At 72.7% G+C, this 12602-nt stretch carries 9 protein-coding genes; 8 read left to right on the top strand and 1 reads right to left on the bottom strand.

Going from position 1 to position 12602, the window contains the following annotated elements:
- Positions 1-21: 21 nt before the first annotated feature.
- The 8 genes from ACIBG8_RS10485 to ACIBG8_RS10450 are packed head-to-tail and all read left to right on the top strand — an operon-like array spanning position 22 to position 12181.
- Positions 22-1902 (top strand): amino acid transporter, encoded by a 1881-nt coding sequence (locus tag ACIBG8_RS10485; RefSeq protein WP_397342369.1) that lies wholly within the window; start codon positions 22-24, stop codon positions 1900-1902.
- 40 nt (positions 1903-1942) lie between these two features.
- Positions 1943-3796, top strand: coding sequence for a propionyl-CoA synthetase (locus ACIBG8_RS10480; protein ID WP_397342368.1), 1854 nt, complete (start codon positions 1943-1945; stop codon positions 3794-3796).
- A 41-nt stretch (positions 3797-3837) separates the two neighbouring features.
- Entirely contained in the window at positions 3838-4341 is a 504-nt protein-coding gene (locus tag ACIBG8_RS10475) for a PadR family transcriptional regulator (RefSeq protein WP_397342367.1), read from the top strand.
- The gene (locus ACIBG8_RS10470; protein ID WP_397342366.1) at positions 4338-5012 is read left to right on the top strand and encodes an ABC transporter ATP-binding protein; all 675 of its coding nucleotides are present in this window, start codon (positions 4338-4340) and stop codon (positions 5010-5012) included. The genes ACIBG8_RS10475 and ACIBG8_RS10470 overlap by 4 nt, the downstream gene beginning before the upstream one ends.
- Positions 5009-7426 carry an FtsX-like permease family protein gene (locus tag ACIBG8_RS10465; RefSeq protein WP_397342365.1) on the top strand — a complete coding sequence of 806 codons (2418 nt, stop codon included), beginning with the start codon at positions 5009-5011 and terminating at the stop codon, positions 7424-7426. Before ACIBG8_RS10470 ends, ACIBG8_RS10465 begins: the two co-directional genes overlap by 4 nt.
- Before the next feature lie 39 nt (positions 7427-7465).
- Positions 7466-8782 (top strand): SWIM zinc finger family protein, encoded by a 1317-nt coding sequence (locus ACIBG8_RS10460; RefSeq protein ID WP_397342364.1) that lies wholly within the window; start codon positions 7466-7468, stop codon positions 8780-8782.
- Positions 8779-11262, top strand: a complete 2484-nt coding sequence (locus tag ACIBG8_RS10455; RefSeq protein ID WP_397342363.1) for a DUF6493 family protein — start codon at positions 8779-8781, stop codon at positions 11260-11262. Before ACIBG8_RS10460 ends, ACIBG8_RS10455 begins: the two co-directional genes overlap by 4 nt.
- 19 nt (positions 11263-11281) lie before the next feature.
- Complete coding sequence (locus tag ACIBG8_RS10450; RefSeq protein ID WP_397342362.1) at positions 11282-12181, top strand: DMT family transporter; 900 nt, start codon at positions 11282-11284, stop codon at positions 12179-12181.
- On the opposite strand, the gene ACIBG8_RS10445 is transcribed toward ACIBG8_RS10450, so the two are convergent.
- The gene (locus ACIBG8_RS10445; RefSeq protein WP_397342361.1) at positions 12163-12570 is read right to left on the bottom strand and encodes a hypothetical protein; all 408 of its coding nucleotides are present in this window, start codon (positions 12568-12570) and stop codon (positions 12163-12165) included. The genes ACIBG8_RS10450 and ACIBG8_RS10445 overlap by 19 nt on opposite strands.
- Between the last annotated feature and the right edge of the window lie 32 nt (positions 12571-12602).

The raw sequence follows: 12602 nt of genomic DNA, 5'->3' as shown, positions 1-12602 counted from the left end.
AATGCTCATAAGGGGTGCTCGATGTCGTTGCGTGGCTGGTTGCTGCAGGGATTGCAGCCGTCATCCGGGAAGCACGACGAACATCCCGGCAAGCGGCACACCTGGTGGCAGGTCATGTGCCTCACCGGCGTCGACTACTTCTCCACCCTCGGCTACCAGCCAGGCATCGCCGCGCTCGCCGCGGGCGCGCTGTCGCCGATCGCGACGATGATGCTGGTCGCGCTGACGTTGTTCGGCGCGCTGCCCACCTACCGGGTGGTCGCCGCCGAGAGCCCCAACGGCATGGGCTCCATCCAGATGCTGGAGCGGCTGCTGCCGAGCTGGTGGGGCAAGCTGCTGGTGCTGGTCCTGCTCGGCTTCGTGGCCACCGCCTTCATCTTCACCATCACGCTGTCGGCCTCAGACGCGACCGCGCACGTCCTGGAGAACCCGTTCTTCCCCGAGGCGCTCAAGGGTCAGCAGGTGCCCATCACGCTGCTGCTGGTCGCCGCGCTCGGCGCGATCTTCCTGCGCGGCTTCAGCGAGGCGATCGGGCTGGCCATCGCGCTGGTCGCGGTCTACCTCACGCTCAACGTGGTCGTCGTCGGCAAGGGCATCCTGGAGGTGCTGGCCAGCCCCTCGCTGGTCGACAACTGGCAGAACGCGCTCACCACCGACTACTCCAGCCCGCTCGCCATGATCGCGGTGTCCGCGATCGTGCTGCCCAAGCTCGCCCTGGGCCTGTCGGGGTTCGAGACGGGCGTGGCGGTCATGCCGCAGATCGAGGGCGACCTGGCCCAGCGCATCAAGGGCGCCAAGCGGCTGCTGACCGTCGCCGCGCTGATCATGAGCGTGTTCCTGATCTTCAGCAGCTTCGCCACCGCCATCCTCATCCCGCACAAGGAGTTCGAGGAGGGCGGCAAGGCGTCGGGGCGGGCGCTGGCCTACCTGGCGCACCAGTACCTGGGCGACTGGTTCGGCACCGCCTACGACATCAGCACCATCGCCATCCTCTGGTTCGCCGGGGCGTCGGCCATGACCGGGCTGCTCAACATCGTGCCCCGCTACCTGCCCCGCTACGGCATGGCGCCGGACTGGGCGCGAGCCGTACGGCCACTGGTCCTGGTCTTCACGGCCATCTCGTTCGTCATCACGATCATCTTCGGCGCCAACGTCGAGTCGCAGGGCGGCGCCTACGCCACCGGCGTGCTCGCGCTGATCCTCTCGGCGGCGCTGGCCGTCACCATCTCGGTGCTGCGCCAGGGACGGCGCGGCCCGGCGGTCGCGTTCGGCGTGATCACGCTGGTGCTGGCCTACGCCTTCATCGTCAACGTCATCGACCGGCCGGACGGCCTCGGCATCGCGATCTTCTTCGTCATCGCGATCGTGGTCAGCTCGGTCGTCTCCCGCGCCACCCGCTCGACCGAGCTGCGGGTCACCAGGATCGACCTGGACGAGGCCGCCAGGAAGATCCTCGCCGACCTGCCGCCCGGCGAGCTGCGCATCATCGCCAACGAGCCGGACGCCCGCGACGCGGCCGAGTACGACGAGAAGGACCGCGAGACCCGCGAGTACCACCACCTGCCCGACGACGAGCCGATGATCTTCCTGGAGGTCACGCTCGGCGACACCTCGGAGTTCGAGTCCGAGGTCCACGTGCGCGGCGAGGAACGGCACGGCCACCGGATCCTGACCACCGAGAGCGCCACCGTGGCGAACACGATCGCCGCGATCCTGTTCCACCTGCGCGACACCACGGGCACGACGCCGCACGTGTACTTCCACTGGGCCGAGGGCAACCCGATCGGCGCGCTGCTGCGCTACCTGTTCTTCGGCGGCGGCGACGTGCCGCCGCTGACCCGCGAGGTGATCCGCCAGGCCGAGCCGGATCTGCGCAGGAGGCCGCACGTCCACGTCGGCTGAGGCGCTTGCCTAACGCGGGCGGCGCTGGTCTGATCGGTCAGTGAGCACTTTCGACACGGTGTACCGGCGCAGCATCGAGGACCCGGAGGGGTTCTGGGGCGAGGCCGCCCTCGGCATCTCCTGGGACGAGCAGCCCTCGACCGTGCACGACGGATCCAGGTGGTTCCCCGACGGGCGGCTCAACACCTGCTTCAACGCCGTCGACCGGCACGTCGGCGCCGGGCGCGGCGACCAGGCGGCGCTGATCTACGACAGCCCGGTCACCGGCACCGTGCGCACCTACACCTACGCGGAGCTGCTCGACGAGGTGGCCAGGACCGCGGGAATGCTGCGCGACCTCGGCGTCGAGACAGGCGACACCGTGGTGATCTACATGCCGATGGTGCCGCAGGCGGTGATCGCGATGCTCGCCTGCGCCAGGCTGGGCGCCGTGCACTCCGTGGTGTTCGGCGGGTTCGCGGCCGCCGAGCTTGCCGTACGGATCGACCACGCCAGGCCCAAGGTGGTCCTGTCGGCCTCGTGCGGCATCGAGCCTGGCAGGACGGTGGCCTACAAGCCGCTCCTCGACGCCGCCCTCGAGCAGGCCGCGCACCAGCCGGACTGGTGCGTGATCCTGCGGCGGCCCACCCTTGGCTGCGAGCTGCTGCAGGGGCGCGACCTCGACTGGGAGGCCACGGTCGCCCAGGCGGAACCGGCCGGGTGCGTCAGCGTCGCGGCCACCGACCCGCTGTACATCCTCTACACCTCGGGCACCACCGGCGCGCCCAAGGGCGTCGTGCGCGACAACGGCGGCCACGCCGTCGCGCTGCACTGGAGCATGTCCCACGTGTACGGCGCGGCCCCAGGCGAGGTGTTCTGGGCCGCCTCGGACGTCGGCTGGGTCGTCGGGCACTCCTACATCGTCTACGCGCCGCTCCTGGCCGGATGCACGACCATCCTGTACGAGGGCAAACCCGTCGGCACCCCCGATCCCGGGGCGTTCTGGCGCGTGGTCGCCCAGCACAACGTGCGCACGCTGTTCACGGCGCCGACCGCGATCCGGGCCATCAAGAAGGAGGACCCGAAGGGCGCCTTCCTGGTCGAGCACGGCCTGCGCTACCTCTTCCTGGCGGGGGAGCGGCTCGACCCGGACACCTACCACTGGGCGGGCGACCTGCTCGGCGTCCCGGTGATCGACCACTGGTGGCAGACCGAGACCGGCTGGCCGATCGCCGCCAACTGCGCCGGAATCGAGCTGCTGCCGCTCAAGCCCGGCTCGCCGACCAAGCCGGTGCCCGGCTACGACGTGCGCATCCTCGACCCCGCCGGCGACGAATGCCCGCCAGGGGTGGACGGGGCCGTGGTCGTACGGCTGCCGCTGCCGCCAGGCACGCTGCCCACGCTCTACCTCGACGACGAGCGTTTCCACTCCTCCTACCTGGAGCGCTTCCCCGGCTTCTACCTCACCGGCGACGGCGGCCACCTCGACGAGGACGGCTACCTCTACGTCATGGGTCGCACCGACGACGTCATCAACGTCGCCGGGCACCGCCTGTCCACCGGCGCGATCGAGGAGGTCATCGCCGCGCACCCCGACGTGGCCGAGTGCGCCGTGATCGGCGTGGCCGACCAGCTCAAGGGCCAGCTCCCGGTGGGCTTCGTGGTGCTCAAGGCGGGTGCGGCGCGCGGCGAGGGCGAGGTCGAGGCGGAGCTGGTCGCGCTGGTCCGCGAGCGCATCGGGCCGGTGGCCGCGTTCAAGCGCGCGGTGGTCGTCGGCAGGCTGCCCAAGACGCGCTCCGGCAAGATCCTGCGCGCCACGATGCGCGACATCGCGGACGGCTCGCCGTACCGGACGCCCTCCACGATCGAGGACCCGGCCGCTCTGACCGAGATCGCCGAGACCTTCGGCAGATAAGTCATTGCCCGGCCCATACGGAGTATGCATACTGAGTAAGTATGTCCATCAGGCACGGTTTGCTGGCGTTGCTCACTCAGGGGCCTCGCCACGGCTACCAGCTGCGGGCAGAGTTCGAGTCCGCCACGGGGGCGACCTGGCCGCTCAACATCGGCCAGGTCTACACGACGCTCGGCCGCATGGAGCGGGACGGACTGGTGGAGCAGGGCGAAGCGGACGAGCAGGGCCGCGTCGCGTACCGGATCACCGAGGCCGGACGGGCTGAGACGAAACGATGGTTCAGCACCCCCGTCGTCCAGTCCGACCGGCCGCGGGACGAGCTGGTGATCAAACTGGCGCTCGCCGTGACCACGTGTCCCGACGCGCTCCAGCTGATCCAGACGCAGCGCGCCGCCACGATGCGCGCGATGCAGGAGCTCACCCGCGCCAAGAGCTCCGGCGGTCCGGCCCAGCGCCTCGTGCTCGATTCGATGATCTTTCAGGCCGAGGCCGAGCAGAGGTGGCTGGACCACTGCGAAGCCGTACTCAGAGAGGGCCGGACATGAGCTGCCTACGGCTGGCACAGGTGAGCCGCGACTACGGCGAGGTTCACGCGCTGAGGGAGGTGGACCTGGACGTCGCGGAGGGCGAGCTCGTCGCGGTCATGGGCCCGTCCGGGTCGGGAAAGTCCACACTCCTGAACGTGGCGGGCGGTCTGGACCTGCCCACCTCGGGCTCGGTGACGGTCGGCGGCGCCGACCTGGCGCGGGCGCGGGACTTACCCGCGCTGCGCCGCCGCAGCGTGGGGTACGTCTTCCAGGACCTGAACCTCATCCCCTCGCTGAACGCGGCCGAGAACGTGATGCTGCCCCGCGAGCTGGACGGCGTGCGCTCCCGCCGGGCGCGCGAGGAGGCGCTCGCGGCCTTGGCGGAGACGGGCGTCGCCGAGCTGGCCGGCCGTTTCCCCGACGAGATGTCCGGCGGCCAGCGCCAGCGCGTCGCGATCGCGCGGGCCCTGGTGGGGGACAGGCGGCTGGTCCTGGCCGACGAGCCGACCGGGGCCCTCGACACCCACGCGGGCGACGAGATCCTCCAACTGCTGCGCGGGCGCGCCGACGCGGGCGCCGCCGTCCTGCTGGTGACGCACGAGTCGCGCTACGCCGCCTGGGCCGACCGGGTGGTCTTCCTGCGCGACGGCGCGATCGAGGACTCCTCGCGGCTGGAGCAGGTCCGATGAGGTGGCTGCTCCGCCTGTCGCTGCGCCAGGCACGCCGGTCCCCGGGACGCAGCACGCTCATCGTGGCGCTGATCGCCCTGCCGGTACTGGCGATCACCGGGCTGGTCACGACCCTGGCGACGGTGTCGGTCTCCGCCCGTGAGGGCCTCACCACCCGGATGGGCGCCGCCGACGCGCACGTGGAGGCCTTCGGCTACGAACACCCCGAGATCCAGGACCTGGGCGAGGGGCGGCTGTCCATCAGCGGGCAGAGCCACACCTGGACGGCGGCGGAGCTGCGGCCGCTGCTCCCCGGCGCGAGGCTCGTGCCCTACACCGTGGACAGGGCCTCCAACGCCGTCGAGCTGGACCTGCGCGACCCCGTCGCCGCCGGTATGCGCGTGCTGCTGGAAGGACGGCTCCCTGCCGCTCCCGGCGAGGTGGTGGTCTCGCCACCGCTGCGCGGCACGGCCCAGAAGGGGTCCGTCACGGTCGTGGGGGTGGTCGAGAACCCCAACGAGCCCATGGGCGAGGAGGTCATCGGCCTGCCGGGGACGTTGCTCGCCGGGAACGACGACACCTCGACGAGGGGCTGGCTGGTGGACGCGCCCAGGCCCTTCCGGCCGGAGGACGTGGACCGGCTGATGCGCGAGGGCGTCAACCTCACCTCCCGGACGGCGCCCCAGGGGGACTTCCTCGGGGAGGTCTCCCTGGCGAGCCTGCCCGCGGTCACGATCGTCGGGGTGGGCGCCGCCGTCCTCATGGTCGTGCTGGAGACGGTCCTGCTCGCCGGTCCCGCGTTCGCCGTCAGCCTGCGGCGCCGCCGTACGGAGCTGGCCGTGATCGCGGCGCAGGGCGGCTCGCCGCGGCACCTGCGGGCGATCGTGATCACCGACGGGCTCGTCCTGGGCGGGCTGGCGGCCGTGGCGGGCGCGGGACTCGGCCTCGCGGGCGGCGTGGCCGCGGCGTACGTGCTGAGCCGCTTCGGCTCCACCATCGGCCCGCCGGACACCTCGTGGGCCGCCGTCGTGCCGGTGATGCTGCTCGCGGTGGTCAGTGGCCTCGTCGCCGCGCTCTTCCCCGCCGCCCAGGCCGCCCAGCAGAGCCCGGCGGCGGTCCTGGCCGGGCGGGCGCCCGACCTCCGTCCCCGGACCGGCAAGCCCCTGCTCGGCTGCGCCCTGGTCGCGGCGGGGGTGGTGGCGACCGTGGCGGCGCTGCGGTCGGAGGAGGTGTGGATCCTCGCCGCGATGGTGCTCGTGGTGCTAGGGCTGGTCGCCCTGATGCCGTGGCTGGTCGCGCGCGGCGCGCGCCTCACCGGCCGCCTTCCGCTCCCGTTCCGCCTGTCGGCCCGTGACGCCTCCCGCCACACCGCCCGTACGGCTTCCGCCGCAGCCGCGGTCATGGCGGTCACCACGGCGGTCATGGCCGTCGGCATCGGCTACTACAGCAACTACGTCGACAACCGCGACAGGTACGTGCCGATCCAGCCGCTCGGCACCCTCATGCTCAGCGGGGAGGTGCGGACCGACGCGGAATGGGCCCAGACCAAGGCGAAGGCGGCGGCGGCCCTGCCCGGCGCGACGTTCGTCACCGCCCATGAGGTCATGGAGCCGGGAAGCGGCGAGAACTCCATCCTGATGCTCCCGCGCCGCGGCGGCAGGTGCGGACCCATGTGCGGAAGGCCAGGCGGCGACTTCGGCCTGCCCGTCGGCGACCAGCGGCTGCTGAGCTTCCTGCTCGGCCGCGACGACCCCGCTGCCGCCGCTGCCTTCGCCGAGGGCAAGGTGGTCGTCTTCGAACGCGGGCTGGTCCGCGACGGCACCGTGCGGATCGCCGCGGAGCAGGAGGGGTTCCCCGTCGACGTCCCCGCCGTCTTCGCCGCCCCCGCCCTGCCCGAGCAGGCCGGAGCCGTCGTACCGGTCGCCGCCGCGGCAAAGCTGGGGCTGAAGACCCAGGAGCGCCGGCTCTACACCCGCGCGGCGGGCGACCGGCGACTGCCGCTGGAGGGCGTGACCTCCTACTACGAGGGGGGTTACGGCAACTACATGACGCCCCAGCTGTGGGCGCTGTTCGCCGTCGCCCTCCTGCTCGTGGTGAGCGGCACGTTCATCGCCACCCGCCTGGCGGCGGCGGACTCGCGGCCCGACCTGGCGACCGTGCACGCCGTCGGCGGCGGTCCGCGGGTGCGTCGCCTGGTGCTCGCCGGGCAGGCAGGCTACATCGCGGTCCTCGGCGCGCTCACCGGAGCTGTGGCGGGCGCCGTGGCGGGGATGGCCATGGCCTGGTCGCTGACGGAACAGGCCGGTTCCGTCACGATCGCCGTTCCCTGGCTCTTCGTGGGCGGCGTCGTGGTGGGGCTGCCGCTGCTGGCGATGGCGCTCGCCGGAGGGCTCATGCGCAACGGCCCGCCCCGGCTCAGCCGCCGCCTGACCTGACACGCCTTTTTGTCAGACCTGATCATTAACGTCGCCGGTATGGCAGACGCGTTACAGACCTACTCCTACGCCCGCTCCTCCACGCTCGACCGCGGGGCGCTCGGGCTGTCCACCTCCGGCGGGATGACGCCCCAGGGGCTGACCGCGCACCCGCACTTCTTCAGCGGCGTGCTCACCCGCCCGTCGGTGGCGGCGGCCGGACTGCTGGCCGTCGCCGACGTGGCCAGGGCGCGCTACTACGACGCGCGGCCCACGGGCATCGTCCGCGACCCCGTGGTGACCTGCAACGGCGACCGGCTGCGCGTGGAGTCGTTCTCCGCCTGCTGCGGCGTCTACGCCCGCCTCGACCTGCTCGGCCCCGCGCTCGACGGCGACGTCGTCCAGCGCGGCACCACCAACGTCGACGTCAACGACCCGCTGCGCCGCGCCCTGGTCAGGGTCGGCGGCGACGACCCGCTGCACCTGGCGGTCGGCCAGGACGAGGTCGTGGCCACCACGCTCGACGGGGCGGTGGTGGAGAAGAAAGTGCCGCTGCCCGAGCGCTGGGTGCGGGGCTTCGCCGAGGTGCAGGTCATCGCCTCGGCCTTCGACCCGCGCGCCGAGCTCAGCGCGCCGGACGCCGTGCGCTTTCTGCGCTCGCTGCCCGCCAGGGGCGTCCTGTGGGCCGTGCCCGCCGGGCGCACGCTGCGCCTGTCCGCGCGACCCGCCCCCGGCGCCGTCTGCCTGGCCGGTCCCGGCCGCCTGGCGACCCTGCTGGGCCTGCTGCGCTTCGCCACGTCGCTGCGCGTGTACGGCCCCGCCGTACCGGAACATGGACTGCCCGTGTCGAGCGCCTGGGAGCTGGAGCTGCCCGGCATGCGCTACACGCTCACCCTGTCGCCCGAGGCCAAGCGGGGTTTCTCCGGCGAGGGCGCGGTCCTGGAGGACCTGTCGACCGACCATGCCCAGGACGACGCCGAGCTGATCGGGGCGCTGCTCGCCTTCGAGCCGACGATCGACGCCGACCTGCTGGCCTCGCAGAGCGGCCTCGGCCGTTCCCGGGTCCGCGCCGCGATCACCCAGCTCGGCACGGCCGGGCGGGTCGGCTACGACGTGGCCGAGGCGGCGCACTTCCACCGGGAGCTGCCCTACGACGCGGGCCGCGTCCTGGCGATGAACCCCAGGCTCAGGTCGGCCCACCAGCTCGCCCCCACGGTTGTCTTCACCGCACCCGGCGTGGCCGAGGTCAACGGCAGGCGGGTACGGCTGACGCCGTCCGGAGCGACGTGCACCTGCCCCTGGTGGGTGGATCACCGGGGGAGCCGAGGGCCGTGCAAGCACGTGCTGGCCGCGCAGATGGCGGAGGTGCGGGCATGAACCCGTGGCGCGAGGTCCGCGAGTGCGTCGAGGCGGGCGACGTCGTCGGGCTGGCCGAGGTGGTGAACGGGCTGAACGAGCTGGGCAGGAGAGCCGTGGCCGCCCAGCTGCCCGGCTACCTGCGCGAGCAGCTGGCCGGTGGCTGGGAGTCCCGCTGGCGGGTGCGCGCCATGGCCGACGACCTCCGGCTGGCGGGCGCCGCGTGCCTGAGCGGCGCGGCGGAGGTCGCCGCCTGGCTCAACCGGCGCGAGCTGCGCGAGGTGGACGACGCCGGGGCCGACGCGGCGCGCATCGTCGCGTCCCTGTCGTGGCGTTCCGCCGCGTGGCGCGCCGACCTGGCCGCGCGCCTGGTGGAGCGGTTGCGGCTGCCCCGGGGCAACCGGACCTTCCGGCCGCTGCCCGGCTGGGATCTTGCGGTCGCGCTGGTCGTGGAGACCGGCATCGAACCGCCGGTCAACGACGCGCTGGTCGCCGGGTGGGCGTGGCGGCTGGCCAGGCGGAGATGGATGGACGACCGCGAGCCGGAGCTGCCCCTGCTGGACCTGATGGTCTCCCGGCTGTTCGAGGCGGAGGGCGTGGCCGCCGCGCTGAGCTGGAGCGACCGGGCCCATGTGGGCGGGCCCGCCACCGAATGGCTGGCCGAGCTCGCGGCCGACGGCCGCGTCAAGCGCGCCGACCTGCTCTCCGGGTGTCACGGACGGTTCCTGGTGGGCGGCGACGTGTCGCCGTTCGTGTCGCTGTGGCGCAGGCTCGGGGCCGAGCCAGGGGAGATCCCGGCGCGTGACTTCGTGCGGCTGCTGCCCACCGCCGAGCCCTCGCTCGCCACGCTGGCCGCCGAGGAGCTGCGGCGGGTGCCCGACCTGGACCGGGAGCTCTACGTGGAGGCGGTCGAGGCGCTGGCGTTCCGGCCGGAGAACAGGCTGGTGGAGCTGGCGCTGCGGTGGATGGGGGAGCGGGAGGCGGTGCTGACCGCGCTGGCCACCGTACTGACCCACGACAAGCCCGCGCTGCGCGACCGCGCGATCCGGCTGGCCGTACGGCACGCCTCGTCGGACGGGCGTGAGGCCATTCGCCAGGCTGCGGCAAGCCTTCCCGCAGAGGCGCGTGAGCGGCTGGCCGCGGCTTTCGGACCCATCGAGGCGGTCCACGAGCCGGTGGCCGCCGGTCGTCCGGTCGCGACCCCGCTCCAGCCGCTGCCACCGGCGATCGCGTCGGTGGACGAGCTGGTCGACGAGCTGTCGACGCTGCGCTACGACAGCGACCCCATGCGGTGCGAGCGGGCGCTCGCCGCCCTGGTCACCTTCGCCCACCGCGACCGGGAAGGGCTCGCGGCGGCCCTGCGCCCTGCACAGCTCTACGCCCCCGGCGACGACTACTACGCGAGCCTCATCGTCTCGCGGGCCGCAGCCGTGATCGCCTCACCCGACGTCAGGCAGGGCGCGGAGTCCGACTATCGCTCCTACTGGACCACCCTGCACCGGTTCGTGGTACGGCGGCTGCGCGAGGTCGTCGACCTGCTCCAGTCCGGCGGCAGCCAGCCCGTCCTGCTCGCCACACCCACCCTGCCCACGGGACACGTCGACGTCGACACACTGCTGGACCGGCTGGAACTGCTCGGTCAGACGGAGCCGCTGCCGCTCGACCTGCTTCAGGCCCTGCTGCGGCTGCCCAGGTCCGTCGACCCGGCGGCAGCCGTACGGGCCGAGGGCCTGGGAACACCGGCGGGCAAGCAGGTGGCCGAATGGCTGCGCAGGTGGCCGTTCGACCCGGGCGTCACCTGCTCGATCCAGGTGCGCGACCACGAGCACTGGCAGGTCGAGAAGCTGGTCGCGGCCGTCACCATGCCCCCTGGCCTCCCTGACGAGGTCGCGCGGCTGTGGACGCCCGACGAGAACCGCCACTACGCCTACAACACCGCGTGGTTCCCGTCGATCATGCCCTCGCATCGCGAGCTGGTGGCCGTGCAGCTGCTCCCCAGCCTGCAGTCGAGGTCCCTGGACGCGGGGGTCCTGGCCGCGCTCGCCCACGACGAAGGACCGGTGGAAGGCGCCCTGGCCGGGGCCATCGCGCTCGGCATGGACCACAAGAAGCCGGAACGCCGCGCCGAGGCCCTGGACGCGCTCGTCACGCTCGCCGCCCGCGACCAGCTGGAGGCCGACTTCGGCCAGGTGCTGGCCACCCTGGTACGCAACGATCTGGTGACGCTCTCCCGCGCCACCGGCGTGCTGCAGCAGGCGCAGGAGTCCGGGGTGGACCTGTGGCCCGTCCTCGCGACGGCCCTCCCGCTCCTGCTGCCTTCGCCGGGAAACCGCGCCAGGGCTGGGCTCGGCGAGTTCCTGACGGTCGCGGCGAACGCCGCAGAGCGCACGGGAGCGTCCGGAGAGATCGCCGGACTGGCCGACGTGGCCGCGCGGAAGGGCAGCAGCCGCCTGGCCGAGGAGGCCCGCCGCCTGCACAATTCGCTCGATAGCGAAACATAACGGTCCTAGGCTGACCTCCATGAACGCGATCACCGAGACGCAGGCGGGCACCGACCGCAAGGCCCTGCTGGCCGCAGCCGTCACCGTGGTGTTGTGGGCGTCGGCCTTCGTGGCCATCCGCAGCGCCGTCGAGCACTACACGCCCGGCGCGCTCGCGCTCGGCCGCCTGCTGGCCGGGTCCATCACCCTCGGCGCCATCCTGCTGGTGCGGCGCGAAGGCTGGCCGGCCCGCGCCGCCTGGCCAGGGATCGTGACCTCCGGGGTGCTCTGGTTCGGCGTCTACATGGTCGCGCTCAACTGGGGCGAGCAGGAGGTCGACGCGGGCACCGCCGCCATGGTCGTCAACGTCGGCCCGGTGCTGATCGCGCTGCTCAGCGGCTGGATCCTGAAGGAGGGGTTCCCGCGCAAGCTGCTGCTCGGCATGGCCGTGTCGTTCTCCGGGGCGGCCCTGGTCGGGGTGTCCATGTCGGACGGCGGCCGCTCGTCCGTGCTCGGCGTGATCCTTTGCGTGGTGGCCGCCGCCTCGTGGGCGGCGGCCGTCCTCGCCCAGAAGCCCGCGCTCAAGCACGCCTCGGCGCTGCAGGTGACCGCCTTCGGCTGCATGATCGGTACGGTGGCCTGCCTGCCGTTCTCCGGCCAGCTGATCACCGGGATCGCGCACGCGCCGCTCTCGTCCACGCTCAACCTCGTCTATCTCGGCGTCTTCCCGACCGCTCTGGCCTTCACCACCTGGGCGTACGCGCTGGCGAGGACCACGGCGGGCAAGATGGGCGCCACCACCTACGTCGTGCCCGCCCTGGTCGTCCTCATGGCGTGGCTGGTGCTGGGCGAGGTGCCCGGCTGGCTGACGTTCGCGGGCGGCGCCCTGTGCCTCGTGGGCGTGGCGATCAGCCGGGCCCGTCAGCGGTCTATGAACTGATACCCCTTGCTGATCCGGCCGTCGGCGGCCATCTCGCACACTTCCAGCCCGCCGCCGACGGCCGCCCCGTCGCCGGTACGGATCACCGACCACGAGAACGTCACCACGTCGCCCAGCCGTACGGCGGGCGTGCGCACCGCGAAATACACCTCGCCAGGAGCGACGAAGGCGTCATGGGCGCGCGTCACCCGGTGGTCCAGCGCGTCATGGCCGCGCACCTCAAGCACCGGCGTCACCCCGAGGTCGGCGGCCGTCTCCCTGACCACCTGGGGCGGGTCGAGCAGCACCACCGCGTCCTCGGTCCACAACGCCGCGACCAGCTCGCGCCGCGTCTCCGGGTCGGCCTCGTTCCAGACGGACATATAACGTTCCGCGAATTCGTTCGTCATGCCGTCGATCCTCGCCAGGCACATGCGCCCCA

This window comes from Nonomuraea sp. NPDC050556 (assembly GCF_044457355.1).
GTDB lineage: Bacteria > Actinomycetota > Actinomycetes > Streptosporangiales > Streptosporangiaceae > Nonomuraea.
The sequence above is the reverse complement of the archived record's forward strand: the minus strand, read 5'-3'. Positions and strand labels throughout refer to the sequence as shown.